This is a genomic window from Proteobacteria bacterium CG1_02_64_396 (genome assembly GCA_001872725.1).
GTDB lineage: Bacteria > Pseudomonadota > MNWR01 > CG1-02-64-396 > CG1-02-64-396 > CG1-02-64-396.
The window spans coordinates 1-21,289 of the sequence record MNWR01000051.1; the positions used below are offsets into that span (position 1 = coordinate 1).

The 21,289-nt window shown below is 61.6% G+C and carries 17 protein-coding genes and 1 pseudogene; 11 read left to right on the forward strand and 7 right to left on the reverse strand.

Going from position 1 to position 21,289, the window contains the following annotated elements; translation table 11 throughout:
- Positions 1 to 205: pseudogene (locus AUJ55_06060) on the reverse strand (hypothetical protein).
- Positions 206 to 293: 88 nt separating this feature from the next.
- Here AUJ55_06060 and AUJ55_06065 point away from each other — a divergent pair.
- Entirely contained in the window at positions 294 to 611 is a 318-nt protein-coding gene (locus AUJ55_06065) for a hypothetical protein (protein OIO57759.1), read from the forward strand.
- Between the two features lie 274 nt (positions 612 to 885).
- Here AUJ55_06065 and AUJ55_06070 read toward each other — a convergent pair whose 3' ends face one another.
- The 4 genes from AUJ55_06070 to AUJ55_06085 all read right to left on the reverse strand — a co-directional run bounded on the left by AUJ55_06070 (position 886) and on the right by AUJ55_06085 (position 4,250).
- A complete protein-coding gene (locus AUJ55_06070; protein OIO57760.1) occupies positions 886 to 1,704 on the reverse strand; it encodes a hypothetical protein in 819 nt (272 codons plus the stop codon).
- Between the two features lie 139 nt (positions 1,705 to 1,843).
- A complete protein-coding gene (locus tag AUJ55_06075) occupies positions 1,844 to 2,269 on the reverse strand; it encodes a hypothetical protein (protein ID OIO57761.1) in 426 nt (141 codons plus the stop codon).
- A 437-nt stretch (positions 2,270 to 2,706) separates the two neighbouring features.
- The gene (locus AUJ55_06080; GenBank protein ID OIO57762.1) at positions 2,707 to 2,904 is read right to left on the reverse strand and encodes a hypothetical protein; all 198 of its coding nucleotides are present in this window, start codon (positions 2,902 to 2,904) and stop codon (positions 2,707 to 2,709) included.
- Positions 2,901 to 4,250, reverse strand: a complete 1,350-nt coding sequence (locus AUJ55_06085) for a ferredoxin (protein ID OIO57763.1) — start codon at positions 4,248 to 4,250, stop codon at positions 2,901 to 2,903. The genes AUJ55_06080 and AUJ55_06085 overlap by 4 nt, the downstream gene beginning before the upstream one ends.
- A 275-nt stretch (positions 4,251 to 4,525) precedes the next feature.
- Between AUJ55_06085 and AUJ55_06090 the strand changes: the two genes are divergently transcribed.
- From AUJ55_06090 to AUJ55_06135, 10 genes are all read left to right on the forward strand, one after another.
- A complete protein-coding gene (locus AUJ55_06090; protein OIO57764.1) occupies positions 4,526 to 6,889 on the forward strand; it encodes a ribonuclease R in 2,364 nt (787 codons plus the stop codon).
- 498 nt (positions 6,890 to 7,387) lie between these two features.
- Positions 7,388 to 7,936 (forward strand): hypothetical protein, encoded by a 549-nt coding sequence (locus AUJ55_06095; GenBank protein OIO57765.1) that lies wholly within the window; start codon positions 7,388 to 7,390, stop codon positions 7,934 to 7,936.
- Complete coding sequence (locus AUJ55_06100; protein ID OIO57766.1) at positions 7,920 to 8,288, forward strand: hypothetical protein; 369 nt, start codon at positions 7,920 to 7,922, stop codon at positions 8,286 to 8,288. Before AUJ55_06095 ends, AUJ55_06100 begins: the two co-directional genes overlap by 17 nt.
- 144 nt (positions 8,289 to 8,432) lie before the next feature.
- Positions 8,433 to 8,825: a hypothetical protein gene (locus AUJ55_06105; GenBank protein OIO57767.1), complete on the forward strand. Its 393-nt coding sequence runs from the start codon at positions 8,433 to 8,435 to the stop codon at positions 8,823 to 8,825.
- A gap of 96 nt (positions 8,826 to 8,921) precedes the next feature.
- Positions 8,922 to 11,129, forward strand: coding sequence for a hypothetical protein (locus AUJ55_06110; GenBank protein OIO57768.1), 2,208 nt, complete (start codon positions 8,922 to 8,924; stop codon positions 11,127 to 11,129).
- On the forward strand, positions 11,119 to 11,496 hold the full coding sequence (locus AUJ55_06115) for a hypothetical protein (protein ID OIO57769.1): 378 nt from the start codon (positions 11,119 to 11,121) through the stop codon (positions 11,494 to 11,496). Before AUJ55_06110 ends, AUJ55_06115 begins: the two co-directional genes overlap by 11 nt.
- Positions 11,497 to 12,115: 619 nt before the next feature.
- On the forward strand, positions 12,116 to 12,568 hold the full coding sequence (locus AUJ55_06120; protein ID OIO57770.1) for a glutamyl-tRNA amidotransferase: 453 nt from the start codon (positions 12,116 to 12,118) through the stop codon (positions 12,566 to 12,568).
- Positions 12,569 to 12,577: 9 nt separating this feature from the next.
- The gene (locus tag AUJ55_06125; protein ID OIO57771.1) at positions 12,578 to 14,938 is read left to right on the forward strand and encodes a hypothetical protein; all 2,361 of its coding nucleotides are present in this window, start codon (positions 12,578 to 12,580) and stop codon (positions 14,936 to 14,938) included.
- A 162-nt stretch (positions 14,939 to 15,100) separates the two neighbouring features.
- Entirely contained in the window at positions 15,101 to 16,891 is a 1,791-nt protein-coding gene (locus AUJ55_06130) for a DNA primase (GenBank protein ID OIO57772.1), read from the forward strand.
- Between the two features lie 17 nt (positions 16,892 to 16,908).
- Positions 16,909 to 18,789 carry an RNA polymerase sigma factor RpoD gene (locus tag AUJ55_06135; GenBank protein ID OIO57773.1) on the forward strand — a complete coding sequence of 627 codons (1,881 nt, stop codon included), beginning with the start codon at positions 16,909 to 16,911 and terminating at the stop codon, positions 18,787 to 18,789.
- Between the two features lie 301 nt (positions 18,790 to 19,090).
- Here the strand turns inward: AUJ55_06135 and AUJ55_06140 are convergent, their stop codons facing one another.
- Together AUJ55_06140 and AUJ55_06145 are read right to left on the reverse strand one after the other, a co-directional pair.
- Positions 19,091 to 19,369 carry a hypothetical protein gene (locus tag AUJ55_06140; protein ID OIO57774.1) on the reverse strand — a complete coding sequence of 93 codons (279 nt, stop codon included), beginning with the start codon at positions 19,367 to 19,369 and terminating at the stop codon, positions 19,091 to 19,093.
- Between the two features lie 467 nt (positions 19,370 to 19,836).
- Positions 19,837 to 20,199, reverse strand: coding sequence for a hypothetical protein (locus AUJ55_06145; protein OIO57775.1), 363 nt, complete (start codon positions 20,197 to 20,199; stop codon positions 19,837 to 19,839).
- Between the last annotated feature and the right edge of the window lie 1,090 nt (positions 20,200 to 21,289).

A 21,289-nucleotide genomic window follows, 5' to 3' on the forward strand; every position in this document is an offset into this window, starting at 1 on the left:
CTTCGACGGTGACGGACGGCTTGCTGCCTGGACGCTCAAAAAGGGTCGACAGCCCCTCCATGGCCACCTTCTTCCACTGGCTGATCTGCGCCGGGTGGATTTGGTGTTCACTGGCCAACTCGCTTGTGGTTTTGACCCCCTTCAGGGCCTCCAGCGCCACCTTCGCCTTGAACTGCGCACTGTGTCGTTTGTGTTTTCCGGGCATCGCTTGGCTCCTCGCTCTCGCCAATCATGCCCCCTCGGTCTTAACAAAACCTACTGTCCAGTTTTTGGGGTCCACTTCAGGAGTTTCTATGCTCGGCCAATGCCTCTGCGGCGCGGTGCAATTCGAGCTGTTGACCCGCCCCAAACTCTATCAATGCCATTGTTCCCTGTGCCGCAAACAGGGGGGATCGGTGTCAAACACCGCCACCATCGTTGCGGCGGAGCGATTTCGCTGGATTCAAGGGCTGGAGTCCATCGGCTCTTGGGTCAAAGCGACCGGTTTTCGCTCCGACTTCTGCCGCACCTGCGGCTGCCCCGTTCCCAATCCGCTGCGCGACACCCCCTATGTTTGGGTTCCCTCCGGTCTGCTCGACGGCGACGAGCCGCTAGGAGTCTGTCGGGCTTGAGCGTCCGTAGCGAGCCGAGTGGGGAATCGAGGCCAAATTTTCACGGTTTTGAGGGTCATAGTGGTGTCTATGTGACGAAAAACCGGGGAAATTTGGACCGATTACCCGCCGGCGCAGTAGGACGATCTCAAGTCCGGCAGACTCCTAGAGATCGCCATCCATCTCTATGTCGGTTCCAAGGCGGCATGGGATCCGATTCCGGCGGGGGAAAAACGATTCGAAACGATGCCGGGTTTCGACGAGATGCTGGCGTTGTTGGCTGAACGGTAGGGGCTCAAGAGGCGACGCGGTTGCGTCCCCTCTGCTTGGCCCGATAGAGCGCCTCATCGGCCTTGCAGAGCAGCTCGACGCCGTCCTCGCACGAGGGGGTGATGGCGGCGATCCCGATGCTGACCGTGGCTTTGATCTCTTGTTGAAGCGCGCCCACGACGGTCAGGGGGTGGTTTTCAATGTAGCGGCGGATCCGCTCGGCCAACTCGACCGCGCCGCCCAGCGATGAATTGGGGGTAATGATGACCAGTTCTTCCCCGCCATAGCGGGCCACAATGTCTGCTTTGCGGATGGAGGAGAGCAGCAGCTTGCCCAGGTGGATCAGCACCAAATCCCCAGCTTGATGACCATAGGTGTCGTTGATGCTTTTGAAGTGGTCGATGTCCAGCATCAGCACCGCCAGCGGCGTTCCGTACCGCCTGGATCGGGAAAACTCCTCCTCCATCCGGCGATCAAGGTAGCGTCGGTTGTAGATGCCGATCAGCGGGTCGGTGATGGTTTGCTGCTCCAACAGTGCGACGCGGCGAATGTCTGTCACCGTCTGTTGGGCGTTAGAGGTGCTCAACCAAACGAAGGTGGTGCCGAAGAAAAACACCACCGGAACCACCAAGTCGTGCCACGTGATGTGTTCAAACCGGAACACCACAACGCCGTAGACGAGGTATCCGACAATGAACAGGGCGATCAGGATGCTCATGAAGCGCCAACGATGCCGTAGAGTCCCCTGAGGGACCTGATCAATCAGGTTCCACACCGGCTTTAATGCCCTTCCTAAGATGACGGTGCCCATCAGCACCAATCCAACCGCCAGCCAGTTGAGCATGGCATCCTCCCACCAAGTGAAGCGCCCAATGTGGTCGCATTTGAGATGACCGTTATGTCAGAGCCCCTGAATGCTGACAAGGCATGTCGCTTTGCAATCGCTGATCGGTCCCTCGATGGGGCGGTGGGTGATCCGGCGCTCATTCGAGATATCCCTCCCGTTGCCGCTGCGCGGGCTCCTTCATGATCGCCATGGCGGTTTTCATCTTGCGGAATCCAAAGGGCTCGTAGAACGGCTCTTTGCCCGGAGCGGCGTAGAGCATGACCATGGGGACCTCGGCGCGATCGATCAGATCGCGGACGATGGCGCTGCCGATGCCCCGACCCTGGTATTCCGGCAGGACGGCCACGTCATAAAGCACTGCCCGCCACACCCCATCGCAAAGGGCTCGGCCAGCGCCCACCAGGGTGTCGTTGTCGAAGGCAAAGATCTTCAGGGCGCTGTTGTCGAAGGCCCGCTCGAACAGTTCGGGGGCACGGGGTGGGCCCAACGGGGCGCGGGCGAACAGGGTGGCCAGCTCAGGCCAGGCGACTTCGGTTGGATCGGTGGTGTAGCGGATGGTCATGGGGGCTCCTGTCGCTTCGTGGGGGAGAGGCAAATGAGAACGGGGTGGGGGGTAAAACTAAGCGGGGGAGGGGATGTGTTTCGTGGGCGGGGGAGGTTACCGGAAGAGCGAAGCAACGTCCCGCAGCAGGGGGTCGTTTTGGAAACATCCATCGGCAGACGACGCAGATGAATGCGGACTCAAACCGGGATTTGGAATTTGGATGGGGGCGGGGGGATTATCGGCTCGTCCTTCGACGGTTCAGGGTGATTGGGAGGCTCGGGGTGCGTGGTGGTTCGCGGTGTGGAACCCAAAACAAAGTCCCGCTCACCCTGAGTTTGTCGAAGCGTGGTGCGATGAACCTGCGGTCTGGTGGACGTCGCTTCGCACTTCGACCCTACGACACAGCGGAAGAACCGTCTTCACGCGCATCCCCCCAAAATCGCCGGGCAAATCCTTCAATACGCTGAGGCCTCGTACTCCCCCGAAATCAATTCGGCCCGTTGTTCATCCCCAATCGTCATGGTGAAAAAAAGCAGCCACACCGAGTGCTCTTCGCTCCCTTCGGGGTAGGGGTTGTCGGCGGGGCTGGCGAATTTGCGCCGGGCGGCGGCGCGGGCCTGCAAAATAATCGCCCGTTTGCGTTCCAGGTTCATACGCTCACCTCGTCAACCAACGCCGCGGCCAACACCTCGACCACATGGCGGGCGCGGCGGCCATCCCCCACCAAGATTTGCTCCCGGCACGAAAAACCGTTGGCGACCACCTCGGCCTCGGGGGCGGCGCGTAGGGTGGGGAGTAGCGCCGCTTCGGCCATCTGCATCGAGATCGCCGCGTGCTCCTCCTCCAGCCCGAAGCTCCCCGCCATGCCGCAGCAGGAGGCCTCGATCAGCTCGAACCTCAGCCCCGGCACCATGCGCAGCACCCGCCGCATCGCCTTCATCGCCCCCACCGCCTTTTGATGGCAATGGCCGTGGACCAACACCGGCGCCGCCCCTCTTTGATCGGCAAAGGTGGGTTTGAAGCGCCCAGCGGCCTGCTCACGCGCCAGAAACTCCTCCAGCAAAATAGCCCGGTCCGACACTGCCTCCCCATCGGCGCCCAACCCCAGCGCCCGGTAGTCGTCGCGGATGGCGAGCAGGCAGGCGGGCTCCAATCCCAAGATTGGCATCCCCTGTTCGGCCAGCGGCAGCAGGGCAGCAATGGTGCGTTTGGCCTGCGCGGTGGCGCGGTCGATCCGCCCGTGGGCCAAGTGGGTCCGCCCGCAACACAGCGGTTGATGATCCTTGGATGCAAAGGCCCCCACCGGAATCACCCGATACCCTCCGGCGGTCAGCAGTTTGTGGGCGGCGGCGGCGATTTCGGGGGCAAAGTGGGCGGTGAAGGTATCGATCCACAGGGCGACGGCGGGGGCGTCGCTCGCGGGGGCAACCTTGGCGGGGCGATAGGGCTCGGCCACCGGCTGTGGCAATGGGCGATTGGCGGCGATGCCAAGCACCACCTGCCCCAGTTTGGCCAACCAGGGGGCGCGGTTGCGCTGGGCGATCAGGGACCTAAGCAGGGGGTAACGACCGAGCAGTTGCGGTAGGGAAGAAAAGAGCCGCGTGCGGACCGAGACCCCTTCGCTACGTTGCCTCTGGGCTAGGTATTCGGTCTTGATCTGGGCCATGTCGACGCTGTTTTCGCACTCGCGCTTGCATCCCTTGCAAGCGACGCAAAGATCCATGGCGCGGGCGAGATCTGGATCCTCGAAGGGGAGCAAGCCCAGTTCCCCATTGAGCGCCGCCTTAAGCAGGCGCACGCGCCCCCCGGTTGAGAGGGCCGGATCGGCGGTCACCCGAAAGCTGGGGCACATCACCCCTGGCCCCTTTTGCTCGCACTGGCGGCTGTGGATGCACACCGCCACCGCCCGAGCAAAGTCGCCCCCGGTTTTGGGAATGTCGGCGTAGGGGTCGCCCTGTCCCGATTCGCGGTAGGACGACCAGTCGAGGATCGGTTTCATCAATGCTGCCCTCCGGTAAGTAGATGGGGTGGGGCAGCAAGGGGGGTGCCATACGTTAAGACTTTGGTTTTGAATGATTTATTTCGATGCGTGGGTGTCGGGTTTGAGACAATGGACGTTGTGGGTCGGAAGAGCGCAGCGAGGTCTGGCCTACAACACCCCGCTTTCCCCCCCCAAAAAATCCACCCATCCACCCCGTTCCCCTTGAGTTTGCCGACCAGGGGTTTGATCCTCTGCCCCATTCGTACCTCCATTGCCTCAAAAGGAATCCCGCCATGCCTCCACGTCACCGCCGCAAATCGAAGGACGAGGCCCCCGCTCATCACGCCAAGCCGGGTGAGGCCAAACCGGGGCATCGGGGCAAGCGCAGCGCCAGGCCGGGGCAGGGCAAAGTGGGTGGGCGTTCGGCGGTGGGGGGGCTTGATCCGGCGCTGCGCGATGCCTTCAAAGGGGCCGATCACCCCTTGAGTTACAAAGAAATCGCTACCCGGTTGCAGGTCGAGCGGGGCGACAAGCGGGCTCGGGCGCGGCTCAAAGCGCTGCTGGCCAGTGAGGTCGAGCTGGGGCGCATCGTCGCCACCCACGACGACTGCTTCGCCCTACCGCCCCAGCTGGGGCTGGTGACCGGTACCGTTTCGGTCCACCCCGACGGATTCGGCTTTTTGTTACGCGAGGACGGCGGCCCCGATCTTTTTCTTCCTCCGCAGACCCTCAAAGAGGTCTGGGACGGCGACCGGGTCGCATGCCGCCCCGAGCCCGACCGGGGCCGTCTGACCGGGCGGATCGTCCGGGTGGTCGAGGCGCGCCGCATGCAGGTGGTCGGGATGTACGAGCAGCTCCCCGGCGGGTTGGGGGTGGTGACCCCGGTCGATCCCCGCATCCCCCGCGAAATCGTCATCCCTCCCGGCACCGGCAAGGTTGCCGAGGAGGGACAGATCGTGGTGGTCGAACTCGACCGCAAGGCCTCCCGTTCGCATCCGGTTGGAATCGTCGCCGAGGTGCTCGGTCGCGAGATGACCCCCGGCATCGAAACCGAGATCGTCATTCGCGACCGGGGGCTGCCCGACGCCTTCCCCGCCGATGTGCTGGCCGAGGCCGAAAAAATCCCGGTCCGGGTCAAAAAGAAGGAGTTCGACGGAAGGGTCGATCTGACCGATCTGCCGCTGGTCACCATCGACGGTGAGGATGCCCGCGACTTCGACGACGCGGTCTGCGCCCTGCCCCGCGACGACGGCTGGGATTTGTGGGTTGCCATCGCCGACGTCTCGGCCTACGTCGCCCCCGGCTCGGCGCTTGATCGAGAGGCCTTCAAACGGGGCAACTCGGTCTACTTCCCCCATCGGGTGCTCCCCATGCTGCCCGAAAGCCTGTCGAACGGGATCTGCTCCCTCAAACCCGACGTGGAGCGGCTGTGTATGGCGGCGCGCATCCACGTCACCCGCGACGGCATGCTCCATGACGACGAGGTGGTGGCCGGGGTGATGCGTTCGCGTCATCGCCTGACCTACCGCAAGGTGGCGGTGTGGATGGGTGAGGCCGAGGGTGAAAACGCCCCGGAGGCGATCCACCCCGAGCTGGGGCATCTGCTCGATCTCTACAAAGCGCTGCGCGCCGCCCGGGATCAACGGGGCGCCATCGACCTGGACCTGCCCGAACCGATGTTTTTGCTCGGCGACAACGGCCGCATCGAATCGGTCATCAAGCGCCCCTCCTGGACCTCGAACCGGATCATCGAGGAGTGCATGCTGGCCGCCAATGTCGCCATCGCCCGGCGGCTGCTCAAGGGGGGCAAGGGGATCTACCGGGTGCACGAGCCCCCCAAACCCGAAAAAGTCGAGGCGCTCAATCACTTCCTCGCCCCCTTCGGCGCTGCCATCGACCCGGAGCGCAGCGACGACCCCAGAGCTTGGGCGGCGGCGATCACCAACCTGAGCAGCCGCCCCGAGGGACCGTTTTTGCATGTCTCGATTTTGCGGTCGATGTCGCAGGCCCGCTATTCCCCCGAAGAACTGGGCCACTTCGGTCTGGCCTACGCCCACTACACCCATTTCACCTCCCCCATTCGCCGCTACGCCGATTTGATCGTCCACCGTTTGATTCGCCATCAGCTCAAATTGCCGGGTGGCCACGACGTGCAGGATCTAGAGCGGATCGGCATCCAAACCTCGACCACCGAGCGGACCGCGATGGAGGCCGAGCGTCAGGTTTTCGACCGGCTCAAGGCGCTGTTCATGGCCGATAAGGTCGGGGATGAGTTCTCGGGCACGGTGGGGGGGGTGACCGGTTTCGGCCTTTTTGTCACTTTGGACGAGCTCTATGTTGAGGGGCTTTTGCACGTGCGGGCCTTCCGCGACGACTTCTACCACTTTGACGAACGCAAGCAGCAATGGGTGGGGGAGCGGCACAAGCGGGTCTTCAAGCTGGGGACGGCGGTGAAGGTCAAGGTGACTTCGGTCGACACGGCGCGGGGCAGGATCGATTTCATGCCGATCTTCGACGAGAAGGGGCCGCGGCGGGGGGTCAAACGCAAGGGGGCGGTCGAGGTTGACGCCCCGGCTGCGCCAACCCAAGAGAAAAAACAAGGGCATCGGGGGGGGAGGGTGCAGCAGCGCAAAGGGGCCCCACCAAAGGCCGGATGAGCCTCGAAGGGGAAGGGTGACCTCCACCCAAGAGCCACCGCTGGACGCCCACCTGTCCTCCCCCTGGAGGGGGATATTCAGAAAATTGTTGGAGCGTCGCCCTCGGCGCGATGGTTTATTTTTGTTGGAGCGTCGTCCTCGGCGCGATGGTTTGTTTTCGTTGGAGCGTCGCCCTCGGCGCGATGGTTTGTTTTTGTTGGAGCGTCGCCCTCGGTGCGATGGTTTGTTTTTGTTGGAGCGTCGCCCTCGGTGCGATGGTTTGTTTTTGTTGGAGCGTCGTCCTCGGCGCGATTATTTGTTTTTGTCAAAGCGCCGGGTTTCCTCGTCCTGGCCTGGCGAAGGACGGCGATGAATTGAGTCCTTTTGCCGAAGAACCGTCGCTCAACGGCGAAGCAGCATTTCCACGCGGGTGGTATTTTTGATGCGAACAGGCTTCCATCTTCGGGCAGCACCGACCTTCATGCCCCCTTCATAACCGACATCCCCCCAGAGGCTCCCATGCCTGCCGATCCAATCACCCTCCTCGGTATTTCCATTCTGGTCCTCATTCTCTTTCTGCCGTTGCTGACCCGACGCCGTGCGCGGCGATCGGTGGGCAGCGAGCTGCGCCATATCAAGCCCGACTGGATCGCCGGTTCCCAGGACCATCCCATTCTGCTCTACATCACCTCACCTACCTGCGGCATTTGCCGTTCGATCACCCCCTGGGTGACCCATTGGGCGGAGCAAGATTGGCGGGTCCACGTCATCAATGCCATGGAGGAGCCTGCGTTGATGCGTGAACTCGGCGTTATGGGAACCCCCACCTTTGTGGTGCTGCGCCATGGCCGGGTTGCCGATGTGCAGGTGGGGGCCAAAAGTGAAAAGCAGATTCGGGCTTGGCTGGCCAAGTTCGGGGATGACAACCGCAGCGATTCGGCTTCGGGAGGGGAGAGCGGGGCGGTCGAGATCGGTGGGGGGCGGCATCACGATGGTCACCCCGGCGCCCACCATGACAGCCATAACGGCGGCCACGATGGTGGGGGCGACGGTGGCGGGGGCGATTGAGGATTTGGCGGCGTCGGCTCGGCGGCTGCGCGAATCCCAAGCACTGGTGGTCATCACCGGGGCGGGGGTCTCGGCCGAGAGCGGCGTTCCAACCTTTCGCGGCGTCGGGGGGCTGTGGCAAGGGTTTCGTCCGGAGCAGCTCGCCACCCCCGCCGCCTTTGCCGAAAACCCCAAGCGGGTCTGGCAATGGTACCTGTGGCGACGCGGCATCGTCGCCCAAGCAACCCCCAACCGGGGCCACGAAGTGGTCGCCGCCTGGGAGGGGAGATTCCCCGATTTCACTCTGGCGACCCAGAACGTCGATGGACTGCACCAACGGGCTGGGAGCCGTGATCCCCTAGGGAGGCGCTGATTTATTAGCGCTTCCGAGCGACCCAGGGATGGGTCGCCAAAATCAGGAACGTAAGTGACTGATTTTGAAAGCGAAGCGAAAACGACGCTTTTTGCGTAGCGTGCTGATTAAAGGCAGGAGCCTTTAATCAGCACTTCCCTAGAAATGCACGGCAACATCTGGCGGGCCCGCTGCCTGCAAGCGGGGCATATTGTCGATCAGACCGGCGTCACCGCGTTGGAAACCATCCCCCCCCGTTGTCACTGCGGCGCCTGGCTGCGCCCCGACATCGTCTGGTTCGGAGAGCCTCTGCCGGCACAGGCGCTGGTTCGGGCCGAGGCTGCTTTGCATAGGGCCGACACGGTGGTGGTGATCGGCACCTCGGGGGTGGTCTACCCTGTGGCCGACTTCCCACGCATCGCTAAGCAATCGGGGGCGTTTGTCATCGAAATCAACCCCGAACCGACCCCGCTTTCACCCCTGTGCGACCTCACCCTGCGCGGTACCGCCGGGGCGGTGCTGCCCGAGCTTGACCGTTTGGTGACGGTTACTCGGTAAACCGGTAATCTCGTACCCATAATTAATATCTGGCAATCTTCTGGTAATGTTCCGCGCCACCCCCCTCTTCCCAGTCCAAATCCTCCAGGAGCGTTCATGAAGTCGCCCGCGCAGCCCCTTTTTGGCAGGGTTGGAGCTCGCTTGGCCTGGTCGATGGCGATTCTGCTCGCTCTACTCTTGGCGGGTGGGTGGCTGTGGCTGTCGTTGCAGGATCGGGAAAACGCCTACGAGCTGGAGACCGCCCGTGCCGATCTGAGCGCCCAGGCGATGGTTTCGAGCCTGCGCAGCATCATGCTGGCCGGGCACGGCGACATGGCCCGCACCTGGATGGCCGATATGGCCGAGGTCGAGGGGGTCGAGTCGGTCCACATCTACCGCACCAATGGCCAGGAGGCCTTCAAAGATGGCAAGACCATCGAGCGGGTGAACGAATTCTTGGGGGGGGAGCAATTCTCCCAGCCCAGTTATACCGAGGTTCCCGGCACCATCCCCGACGAACTTGAGGAGCCGTTCTATGAGGTCCACTCCGGGCAGCAGGAGCGGGTGCGCATCCTCAAAAACGACCGCCTGACCTACCTGATGCCGATCAAGACCCAGACCGGGTGTATGGTCTGCCACGGTTACGACAACGATCCTCAGCGGGGCGTCCTGGTTTTAACCATCTCCACCGCGCGCTCCCAGGCGATGTCGGCCCGGACCGAGGCCCACTTCGCCTGGATCAGCGGCGCCATCGTATTGGCAGCTTGGGGAATTGCCTGGTTGTTGCTCCGGGTGTTGGTTTTGGTCCCCCTAGAGGACCTGGCCCGCACCGCCCGTCGGGTGCAGACCGGCGACCTGGGGGCCCGGGCCACGGGAGAGCGGCTCGATGAGTTCGGCGAGGTCGCCACCGCCTTCAACGATTTGATCGGCCATTTGCACGGGTTGCTGGCCCACGAGCAAACCCTGCGCGAACGGCAAGAGGGATTAACCGAGGCGATCCTGTCGCTCAACCAAGAGATGACCGGCAAAACCCTGCTCTACCGCATTGCCGCGCTGGCCCAATCGATGACTGGGGCCCAGTACGCCATGCTCGCCTACCTAGAGGGGGACAAACGGGTATTTCTGCCGGTGGGGCTCAGTGATGAAGAGGTCGACAAGATCGGCCATTGGCCCGAGGGCAAGGGGCTTCTCGGTTTGTTGTGGAACGAGAAACGGATCGTTCGGTTGCCCCGCTTGCAGGCCCACCCCTTGAGTGTTGGTTTCCCAGAGGGGCACCCGGCCATGGGTTCGTTCCTGGGCAGCCCGATCTTCTTCGGCGATCAGATTCTCGGGGTCATCTACCTGACTGAAAAAGAGGGTGGAGGCGATTTTTCGTCCGACGACGAAGAGATGCTCCGGGTCTTTGCGTTTGCCTGCGGTATGGCGCTGGCCAATGCTCGCCACGTCGAGAGCCTCGCCGCGCTCAACGCCGATCTTGAAGCCCGGGTGCAGGAGCGCACACAGGCGTTGGACGACGCCAACCAAAGCCTGATTCTGCGCGAAGCCGATTTGCAGCGGGCCAACGAGGCGTTGCAGTTGGCCAACGACGCCAAGGATCGTTTCTTGGCCAGCACCAGCCACGAACTGCGCACCCCCCTGAACGCGATCATCGGATTTTCGGAGCTGCTCATCACCACGGCGGGGGATCTGCTCAACGAAAAGCAGCGGCGCTACCTGAGTCACATCAACGTCAGCGGTTTGCGGCTTTTGCGCATCATCAACGATCTGCTCGATATTTCGAAGATCGAGGCGGGGATGATGCAGATCAGCAGCGAAACCATCGATCCGACAGCACTGCTTCATCAGGTCGCTTCTGAAATGGAGCCTCTGGCCCAGGCCAAATCGATTGCCTTGAACTTCGAGGTTTCCTCCGCTGCAGAGCAGACATCGTGGGCCAGCGACAAAGGGAAGGTCCACCAGGTTCTGGTCAATCTGATCGGCAACGCCGTTAAGTTCACCCCCGATCAGGGGCGGATCGATTGCCTGCTCAGTTTGCAAACGGTGGGGGGGAGGCCTGCCATGCAGGTGATGGTCTCCGATACCGGTGTGGGGATTGAGCAGGAGCATCTAGAACGGATCTTCGACGAGTTCTACCAAGTCGACGGCGCCCCTAATCAATCGGCGGGAACCGGATTGGGGCTCGCCCTAACCCGCCGCATTGTCCGTTTGCTGGGGGGCGATATCGTCGTCAGCAGTCAGCCGGGTGAGGGGACCACCTTCACCTTCCACATGCCGTTACACCCCCCCGAACAACACATCGTTGAGGAGTCCCGCCATGCCTACTGACCGCCCCTGGAAAATCCTGGTGGTCGACGACAACCCGATCAACATCGAGTTGGCGGCCGACGTTTTGGAGTTGGCTGGTTGTCAGGTCGAATCGGCCAGCAGTGGGGAGGAGGCGCTGGCGAAGGTCTTCGCCTCGCCGCCCGACTTGGTGTTGATGGACCTGCGTATGCCGGGGATCGACGGGGTTGAGGCGACCAAGTTGTTGAAGAACGATCTGCGCTCCTACGAAGTGCCGGTGGTTGCCCTGACCGCCTCGGTGATGAAGGGGGACCGGGAGCGGATTTTGGCACTTGGGTTCGACGGTTTTATCGAAAAGCCGATTCTGCCCGGCACGTTCGCCAAACTGGTACTGGATCATTTGAGTTAAAGAGGCAGGGGGATGGGGGCGCTCCGAACATTCAGGCGCGTCTCCATCCCAACCCATCGAGTCGTCCTTGCTGTTTTTGCGATGTTTCGTCCCCCACGTGGTCGCAGCCTTCGATCTTGTGTGTTGCCGCCTTCGATCTGAATTCAAACCCGAAAAACCACCCTTCCACCTTGCTTCCCATGGGGTTTTGAATACCATACCGCCCCCTTGTCCCCCATGGGGTGCAGGGTTATTCCCGCGCACGGCGCGGATTTCGAAAGGTGGTGATTGTTTTGCCAGGTGTTCGCGTTCGCGAAGGTGAATCCTTCGAAGGTGCTCTGCGCCGCTTCAAGAAGTCCTGCGAGAAAGCGGGCATTCTCTCCGAGATCCGTCGTCGGCAGGTTTACGAGAAGCCCAGCATTCAGCGTAAGAAGAAAGAGGCTGCCGCCCGCAAGCGGCTGCTCAAGCGGATTCGCCGGATGGGCTCCCCCGCTCCTCGCCGTTAAGGCGTAGGCGGGACTGCTCCCCGGCTCGATCCTCGAAGCCCCTGGCGGGTTATGCCCGTCAGGGGTTTTCCATTTCAACGGCGACACGATTTCGGCCCCGCGCCGGAACCTCCATCCCCCCTGCGAGGCCCCCGATGACCCTGCTAGCCCGACTCCAAGACGACATGAAAGCCGCCATGAAGAGCCGCGAAAAAGAGCGGTTGTCGGTGGTGCGTATGGTGATCGCAGCTCTGAAGGACGAGAAGATCGCCAAGATGAGCGATCTTTCTGATGCCGAGGAGGTGGCGGTGGTGACCCGGATGGTGAAGCAGCGCCGCGATTCGGCCAACCAATACCGGGATGCCGGTCGGCCCGATCTGGCCGACAACGAGGAAAGCGAAGTTGTCATCCTGACCGAATACCTCCCCCCTCAGTTGGATGAAGCGGCCATCGACGCCGCGGTTGCCGAGGCGATTGCCGCCAGCGGCGCCACCGCCCCTGCCCAGATGGGCAAGGTTATGGGTCTGCTGACCAAGCAATTGGCCGGTCAGGCCGACATGGGTGTGGTCAGCCAGAAGGTGAAGGCCGCTCTGGCGACCGGGGGCTGAGGCCCTGCCGTGATCGTCGACGCGGGCCCCCTCGATCTTCCCCTGCTGCTGGAGCGGGTGGCCTCCGAGTGCGGACTGCCCGAGGGGCGGGCCGCCGTCCAATCCCTCACCCCCAGCGACGATCCCCAAGAGATTGAGTACCGCCAAGCCCGGGTCGCCCCCTTGCAGGGGCTGCTGCGTCGGGGCGAAACCCTGGAGCGGCCCGAAATCGCCGGACTCGATCCGGTTCTGGAGCACCACCGCCGTCCCGGGTTGAAAAGCAGCATCGAAACCTTGCAATTGGTGGCCGGGATGCTGGGCGATGCCTGGCGTTGTCGTCAGAGCCTGGAGGCCCTTGCCGCCGAGGAGCGCTCTCCGGTGGCGGGGTTGATCCAGGGGATCGATCCCCACCCTGCGTTGCGCGACGGCTTGCGGTTGACGGTCGATCCTGAAGATCCCGAGGCGGGTCTGCTTGATACCGCCTCCAGCGAATTGGGGCGGCTGCGACGTTCGCTTAAAAGCCTGCGCCAGGAGCTGCGCAGTCGAATGGAGGGGCTGTCGGGGCAATACAAGGAGCAGTTGCAAGACGGCTTCGTCACCCTACGCGGCGAGCGTTTTGTACTGCCGGTGCGCAGCGACCGGGCCTCGCAGGTGGCGGGGGTGGTCCACGACCACAGCGCCAGCGGCCAGACCCTGTTTGTCGAGCCGATTGAGGCCATTGAGCTCAATAATCGGTTGCGTCAGGCCAAAGAGGCGATCCTCCAGGAGGAGGAGCGCATCCTGCGCCAGTGGGGCGACCGGTTGGGCAACGCCCACGAAACCCTGCTGCGCACCTGGCAAGGTTTGATCGAGTACGACCGCTTGCAGGCCATTGCCCAGTTCGCCCATCGCATCAACGCCATTGCTCCCCAGTGGAGTGGGCACAGTGGAAGCGACGGCCAGGGGTTTGATCTGCGGCGCGCACGCCACCCCTTGCTGGCACTTGAGGGGGATGTCATTCCGGTCGACATCGCCCTGCCCGAGGCGATGGCCCAGATGGTGATCTCCGGCCCCAACACCGGGGGTAAGACGGTCACCTTGAAGACGGTCGGGCTGCTGGTGGCGATGGCCCAGATGGGACTGCCGGTGCCGGTGGGGGAGGGCAGTCGTTTGCCACGGTTTGGCCGCATTCTGGCGTTGGTGGGGGACGAACAGGGGGTGGAGCGCCACCTGTCGACCTTCTCCTCCCAGCTTTTGCGCCTGCGCCGGATTCTTGAACAGGCCGATGCCTCCAGTCTGGTGCTGCTCGACGAGTTGGGGGGCGGGACCGATCCGATGGAGGGTGGTGCCCTCGGGGTGGCGGTACTTGAAGCGCTGCTGGCCAAAGGGTGCCGCGCCCTGACCACGACCCACCTGTCGCCTTTGAAAACCTTCGCCGACAATCGGCATGAGGTGTTGGGGGCGCGGATGGCGTTTGATCCCGACACCAACCGGCCGTTGTATCGCTTAGAAGTGGGGGCTTCGGGAACCAGCCACGCCATCGAGACCGCCGCCCGCTTGGGATTGCCCGAGGCGGTGGTGGCCCGGGCCCGTGCGGTGCACGAAAGCAGCCTGAGCGATTATGAGTTGTGGCAAGAAAAGCGGCGCACCCTGGAGGCGCAGCTGAAGTCCCAGGGCGAGCAGATTGCAGCGCAAGAGCGGGCTCTGGGCCAAAAACAAGAGGCACAGGCTCGGCGCGAAGCCGAGTTCAAACGCAAGATGGTCGAAGAAGAACAAGCGGCCAAGGGGCGTTGGGAAGAGGCGATTGCCCAAACCCGGCAGGAGCTGCGCAATCTGATCCACAAGGCGCAAGCCGAGGGCCGGCCCCACATCGTCACCGAGGCGCTGCGCGAACAGCGCTGGGCCGAGGAGCAAATCCAACAACCGGCGACACCCCGGCAGTGGCAGGTGGGCGATACCGCCCGGCTGACGGCTCTGGGGGGCAGGGCGGTTAAGGTGGTGGCGGTTGAAGGGGGGCGCATCACGGTTGAGGGGGGAGCGGTGCAGCTCACCGTTGGCGCTGAGGCGCTGGCCCCGGCAACCGCCGCAGGCGCCACCCTCCACCGTCCAACCGGGGGTGGGGAGCGCAAACGGGGGCGCAAGGAGCGTCAAGCTGTCCAGGGTCGTGAGGAATCGGGCGGTCCGCTCACCAAAATTGACCTGCGGGGGCTGCGCGCCGACGAGGCCGAACAACGACTGCTGCGGGGGCTCGACGAGGCGCTGGTGGCCGGAATGCACGAGGTCGAGGTGGTCCACGGCAAGGGGACCGGTGCCTTGCAAGCCATGACCCAACTGGTGCTGCGCCGCGAACCACGGGCGGGAGAATTCCACCTGACGGCGGGGGGTGGGGCGACCTGGGTTGAGCTGCTGTAGAGACGATTGATGCGGATGGGGTGCTGTTGTGGGAGCGGACCTCTGCCGCGAACGAAGAGCCCACCCCGCCCTTTCATCCGTGGCCGGTCCCCATCAAGCGGTCCACGCCCAGAAAAGGGCGTTTTGTCTTGCAGAGACCTTGTTCCGCAGCGTGAAAGGCCTATGGCCCGCCTACCCGACAGTTACATTGACCAGGTTTTGGCCCGCTCCGACTTGGAATCGCTGATCGGCCAATCGGTCGAGCTCAAGCGGCAGGGGCGCAATTTGACCGGGCTGTGCCCTTTTCATACCGAAAAGAGCCCCTCGTTCAGCGTGAACCCCGACAAGGGGGTCTACTACTGCTTCGGCTGTGGGGCCAGCGGCAACGCGGTCAGTTTTTTGATGAACCGGGAGGGGCTCTCGTTTCGGGAGGCGGTGCTCCAGCTCGGCGAGCGGGCCGGGATCTCCCCTCCCCAAGAGGATGGCCCCGATCCCTACGAGGGTTTGCGGGAGGTGATGGCCCGCAGCCACCGCCTGTTCGTCAAAAACCTGGAGGGGGAGGAGGGTAGGGCGGCCCGGCAGTATCTAGATGAGCGGGGCATTGGGCCTGAGGTGCGTAAGGAATACCGCCTGGGATTTGCCCCCGATGCCTGGGATCGGCTGGTGCTGGAACTCGGCCCCCGTGACGCCCCCAAGGGGGAGGTTGCCGGGGTGGTGGTGCGCAACGAAGCCGGACGTCTCTACGACCGCTTTCGCAGCCGCATCATCATTCCGATCACCGATGATCGGGGACGGCTGGTCTCCTTCGGGGGGCGGATCGTCGGCGCCGGGGAGCCCAAGTACCTCAACGGTCCCGAGAGCCCCCTGTTTCACAAAGGGGAGCTGCTTTACGGCCTGCACGAGGCGCTGCCCGCCATCCGCAAAGAGCGGCGCGCCATCGTGGTCGAGGGGTACTTCGACCGGATCGCCCTGGCGGTGGCCGGGATCGGCGAGGCGGTTGCTCCGCTTGGAACCGCCCTGACCCAGGAGCAGATCGAGCGGCTGTGGCGGGCCTGCGATACGGTGGTGCTTTGCTTCGATGGCGACAATGCCGGACGGCGGGCCGCCTGGCGGGGGCTGGAGCGGGCTTTGCCCACCCTGAAAGAGGGGCGGCGGCTGCGTTTTTTGTTTTTGCCCGAAGGGGAGGATCCCGACACCTTGGTGCGTCAGGAGGGGGCGCAAAGGTTTCGGACCCGGCTCGACGAGGCGATCCCCCCCGAGGCGTTCGCCTGGACGATGGTGATCGCCGAACATGGTGAGGATGCCGAGGGGATGGCGGCGGCGGCGGCCAAACTCAAGGGTCTGGCCGACCAGTCGGCCTCCCCCATCTTGGGGCAGGCGTGGCGGATGGCCTGGGCCAAACGGCTGAACTGGCCGATTCATTTGTTGGGTGGGCAGAGCGAGGGTCAAGCTCCGGCGGTCGAGGCCAAACCGGCGCCGAGCATGAAACCCCGACCTGCCCCCTCAATGCGTTACGTTCGGCGCTATCGGCTGAGCGAGGACGAACAGTTCGATCAGGTTTTCGGTAGCCTTCTGCATCTGCTGGTGATGGAGGAGGAGGCCTGGAGGGCGGTCGATCTGGAGCGGGTCTTCGAATTGGGGCTGCCCGAGAACCCTTGGGCGGGGCCGTTCGAGGAGCTGGTGGAGGCGCAAGAAAAGGGGGTTGAACCGCAACCGGCCCGCTGGTTGGGTCATTTATCCCAAGATCGCCCCCTGCCCCCCATGCCGATGATGAACGAAGGGGTGGAGGTGTCGGTCTTGGCCAGGGAGCTGGCCAACCGGGTGGCCGTGATGGTGTGGAAACGGCACATCCAGCATTTGAGTGCGTTGTACCAACAGGATCCCAAAGCCAATCGGGACCTGTGGGACGACATTTCCGAACTGCAACGACTTTGTCGCAACGGTCTGTATCCCGGACAGACCATCCGCGATTGACGGAGGAACGAGCCAACATGACCCAGTCCCTGGACCAGGAACAACAACTCAAAACGCCAGCAGGAACCTTCGAGGAGGAGAGCGACGAGGAGTTGGGCGAATTCAACCCTGTGGGGTTGATCGAACTGGCTAAAGAGCAGGGGTATGTCACCTTCAGCGAACTCGAAAACTTCTTCCCCGAGGGCAAGATCCCCGAGGAGTGGATCGAGAGGGCGTTGCAGGTGCTGCACGAGCTCGAAGTCGAGCTGATCGACGACGACCAGGAGGAGGACCCCTCCCGGGTGCGCGCCGCCCTTGAGGAGCGGGCCCGCATGCAAGAGAGCGTGCGTGCCATCGGCGCCGGTATTTCAGAACAAGATCTGGGCCGCACCGACGATCCGGTTCGCCTCTACCTGCGTGAAATGGGGGGAATCGAGCTGCTCACCCGCGAGGGTGAGGTCGCCATCGCCAAGCGGATTGAGGCGGGACGCGAGAAGGTGATCAAGGCGATCTGCGAAGCCCCTCTGTCGTATCAAGAGATTCTCAGCTTGGGCCGGGCGCTGCGCGACAACCAGATCAACCTGCGCGAGGTCGCCGAGCTGGTCGATCCGACCAAGTTCGAGGACACCAACGAGGCGATGGCCGAGTGTGTCGACGACGACGAGCTCGACCGCGAGGCGTTGCCGATCAACCAGGCCCCCGATCTTGAGGCCCGGCGGGTCGAGGTGTTGGAGCACTTCGAGAAGGCCGAAAAGCTGATCGAGCGCTACGAGCAACTCATCGCCAATCTCGATACCGCCGATGAGAAGCTGGTGCACAAACACCGCCGCGCCATCGGTAAGGCGATTGCCACCATGCGGCTGTCGCAGCGGCAGATCGACCACTTGGTCAACCGGGCCAAGGAATACGTCGACCGCATCCGCCGTGCCGAGCGTTCGATCCTCAAGATCGTCGACGACAACCGGGTCAACCGGCAGAAATTCATCAAAGAATTCCAAGGCAACGAGGGCGACGTCCACCTCTTCCCCCGTCTTGAGGCTAAGAACTTCAAGGGGTTGGAGCCGTTATACCCCCATGTGAACGAAATCCGCCGCGATCAGCGCAAGATCCACCGCGTCGAGCAAGAGGCGGGGATGACGGTCGGCGAGCTGAAGAAGACCCTGCAACTGGTGGTCGGCGGCGAGCGCGAAACCAACCAGGCCAAGCGGGAGATGATCGAGGCCAACCTGCGTCTGGTGATCTCGATTGCCAAGAAGTACATCAATCGTGGCCTGCAATTCCTCGACCTGATTCAAGAGGGCAACATCGGCTTGATGAAGGCGGTCGACAAGTTCGAATACCGGCGCGGCTACAAATTTTCGACCTACGCCACCTGGTGGATTCGCCAGGCGATCACCCGCTCGATTGCCGATCAGGCCCGCACCATTCGGATTCCGGTGCACATGATCGAGACGATCAACAAGCTGGTGCGGGTGCAGCGGGCGCTGGTGCAGGATTTGGGGCGCGAGCCGTTGCCCGAAGAGATTGCCGAAAAGATGGAGATGCCGGTCGACCGGGTGCGCAAGGTGCTCAAGATCGCCAAGGAGCCGGTGTCGCTGGAGACCCCCATCGGCGACGAGGAGGACACCAGCCTGGGCGACCTGATCGCCGACGAAATGGCGATCAACCCCCTCGACGCGGCGGTGAACAGCAGCCTTTCAGAGGCGGTGCGCGAGGTGCTGGGCTCCCTGACCGAGCGGGAAGAAAAGGTGCTGCGCATGCGTTTCGGCCTCGACATGAATACCGACCACACCCTGGAAGAGGTCGGCAAACAGTTTTCGGTCACCCGCGAGCGGATCCGGCAGATCGAATCCAAATCGCTACGCAAACTGCGCCACCCCAGCCGTTCGTCGAAATTGCGCACGTTTGTGGAGGAGTAAACCGTGGAGGAGTAAACCCCGCGTTGGTGAGCGGGTCGCCTTGTCTTCGTGAAAGGCAAAAAGTAGAAAACGCCAGAAAACCGCCCCCCAAAAAACCCGGCAGACCGAAAGGTTTGCCGGGTTTTTTTGTGCGTGGGGTTAAGGGTGCTAAACAACGAGGTATGCACAAATCAAGCAGCCAGACTTCATCAGCGGACTGGGTGAAACCTTGCTGAAAACTGCAATCGAAATTGGAACCGTGTACCACCGATACATCAGGCCCTGTCCAAGCTGGTTTTGTCCGGCTTGGACAGGACGCCCATTATTGCGGGGCTGGAAAAAGCTTCATGTTGCATGCGTTCAATTTGTTCATGGCCACATTAAATTGAGCCTCCTCTGCCTCGGTCATGTTCGAATCGCCGCTCGTGAAGGCCGAAAGCTCGGCTGTATCGACCTTCCATGCGCAGTCTTGGGTTTGGCAACCGCACATTTCGGCGGCCGCCTTTTCTGCCTTGGTCACCAATTCTGGATTGCCCTTTTGCCCAGAACATGCCGACAACGCAAGTGCAATAACAATGAAACCCACCCATTTGTTGTTCATGAATTCTCCTTGTGCTTTATACGAATGGTATTGGTTGTTGGCGGGAACAAACCCTGAACCCTGCCGAAGACTCGGCGCATAGGAGGGAGTGGTCAAGGATCGTGGCGCCGATTCGTCTGGGGGATGTGATGGTCGACAAGTTGATGAGGTTGATGGGGCGTGGGGGTATTCATAGCAGCAAAGCCATTCAAACAAACAGGGCCGCTGCCGACATATCGAGGTCATTTTTGAAGCATAAAACCATCTGTATATATATTCCGTTGTACATTCACCGACCGCACAATGGAGCCGGTCGATACCCACCTTTGTTGCCCTGGATCGGGTACAACGGATCGATGATTTGATCCACAAGGGCGTGTCGCTTGATGTGCTGCCCCAGCAAAGTAAGGCCACCATGAGCGGTCAAATCACAGGCAACCGGCGAATCTAAAACCTTGCATAAAAATGGGCACGAATTCAGGGTTAAGTTAAAAGATTAGGTTCATAAGAAAGATGATCAACATCAGAATAACAATTCCAAAACAGAAATAGATACCTAACCGCTGATTTTCTCTCAAGTCCTCCTTGGCGGTAGCAGGGTCTTTACCGTTCCACATGCATACGAGATCTTGGCCCTCTCGGTAATCTCCAAGGTCGTTAAATGTGAATTCAAACTCCCCAATATCGGGTATGCCGGAGTCAATGACGGCAACATTTATCCCGGAGGTTCGAATGTATTTAACTTTGCCTGTGAACTTTTTGTAGTTTAGATGTTTTGTTCTTTCAGACAGCAAAAAGAGTCCTAAACCGCCGAACGCGATGCACCAGACGATTCCCGCCAGATATCCCATAAGTTCCTTCCTTTTTTCGAGAGCTAACGTAAACCTGAATCCGTGCCGATTTTCCTGTAACGTAGAGCTAACCGGCGCTGCGCGGCTTTATCGCGCAGCGTCCAGCGACTGAAAGGAGCGAGGTTGAGCGCCGGGTTAGAACGCGGCTCACGACGGAGTGTCCTCATCTCGAAATCTGGGTTTGGCAGGAAACTCTTCAATGTTTGCCACTGCTTGTTCTACCTCTGGCAGTCCACCAAACTCTAGGAATTCTGCAGCTTCTTCGGTTGGCAATAGATTCTTTACGATGCTAAGAGCAGCACGCGCTTCCGTGACAAATGCACCAAGCGCGGCTCTCGATTCAGCACTTAGCGTCGGCTCTGGTTCGACATAGGGCTCTTTCATTTCAGGCGGCTCAATACTTGGAAGTGCCTTCCAAATTGGCGCCAGGATGTTCGTATAGCTGTGCCCCATAAAATTTCCAACAAGCCTCCCATAGACCTGCACATGGCCCAAGCTTTCGTTTGCTTTGACTATGCGGAGCGATTCATTACACAGAGAGCTTGCCTTGTTTATGGCTGCCACTATTTCTTCAGCGGACGTTTGGTCGATAGTCATAGAGTTCTAACTTTGAATTAGATGGCAGGGTTGCCACATAACCATTCACGGATGCCATATAACGGGGATCATGCTGGTCTAACCCATGGAAAACGCATGAGCCCAATTTTTTATGGCAACAGGGGTATTCTTTTATCGCAACACCCAACTGGGGGGCGGCGGTGGGGGGGCTAGGAGTCTGTCGGACTTGAGATCGTCCTACTCGGCAATTGCTCCTGCATTGCTCTACCTCCTGCATCCATGCAGTCGTGCGCCGGCGGATAATCGGTCCAAATTCCCCCGGTTTTTCGTCACATAGCCACCACTATGATCCTCAAAACCGTGAAAATTTGGCCTCGATTCCCCACTCGGCTCGCTACGGACGCTCAAGTCCGACAGCCTCCTAGGGAAACGCCGATTAATGGCAGAAGGCCTTTAATCAGCGCTTCTTAGTCGTAGATCACGTAATGCCGGTTGGGCTCGATCTCGTGGGTGGTGCTCTCCCCGTAGGGCC

Coding starts and splice junctions, on each gene's coding strand:
- AUJ55_06095 (OIO57765.1), top strand. CDS start 7,388: ATGCCTGCCGATCCAATCACCCTCCTCGGTATTTCCATTCTGGTCCTC.
- AUJ55_06110 (OIO57768.1), top strand. CDS start 8,922: ATGAAGTCGCCCGCGCAGCCCCTTTTTGGCAGGGTTGGAGCTCGCTTG.
- AUJ55_06105 (OIO57767.1), top strand. CDS start 8,433: ATGCACGGCAACATCTGGCGGGCCCGCTGCCTGCAAGCGGGGCATATT.
- AUJ55_06135 (OIO57773.1), top strand. CDS start 16,909: ATGACCCAGTCCCTGGACCAGGAACAACAACTCAAAACGCCAGCAGGA.
- AUJ55_06090 (OIO57764.1), top strand. CDS start 4,526: ATGCCTCCACGTCACCGCCGCAAATCGAAGGACGAGGCCCCCGCTCAT.
- AUJ55_06140 (OIO57774.1), bottom strand. CDS start 19,369: ATGAACAACAAATGGGTGGGTTTCATTGTTATTGCACTTGCGTTGTCG.
- AUJ55_06145 (OIO57775.1), bottom strand. CDS start 20,199: ATGGGATATCTGGCGGGAATCGTCTGGTGCATCGCGTTCGGCGGTTTA.
- AUJ55_06080 (OIO57762.1), bottom strand. CDS start 2,904: ATGAACCTGGAACGCAAACGGGCGATTATTTTGCAGGCCCGCGCCGCC.
- AUJ55_06075 (OIO57761.1), bottom strand. CDS start 2,269: ATGACCATCCGCTACACCACCGATCCAACCGAAGTCGCCTGGCCTGAG.
- AUJ55_06115 (OIO57769.1), top strand. CDS start 11,119: ATGCCTACTGACCGCCCCTGGAAAATCCTGGTGGTCGACGACAACCCG.
- AUJ55_06070 (OIO57760.1), bottom strand. CDS start 1,704: ATGCTCAACTGGCTGGCGGTTGGATTGGTGCTGATGGGCACCGTCATC.
- AUJ55_06120 (OIO57770.1), top strand. CDS start 12,116: ATGACCCTGCTAGCCCGACTCCAAGACGACATGAAAGCCGCCATGAAG.
- AUJ55_06130 (OIO57772.1), top strand. CDS start 15,101: ATGGCCCGCCTACCCGACAGTTACATTGACCAGGTTTTGGCCCGCTCC.
- AUJ55_06085 (OIO57763.1), bottom strand. CDS start 4,250: ATGAAACCGATCCTCGACTGGTCGTCCTACCGCGAATCGGGACAGGGC.
- AUJ55_06065 (OIO57759.1), top strand. CDS start 294: ATGCTCGGCCAATGCCTCTGCGGCGCGGTGCAATTCGAGCTGTTGACC.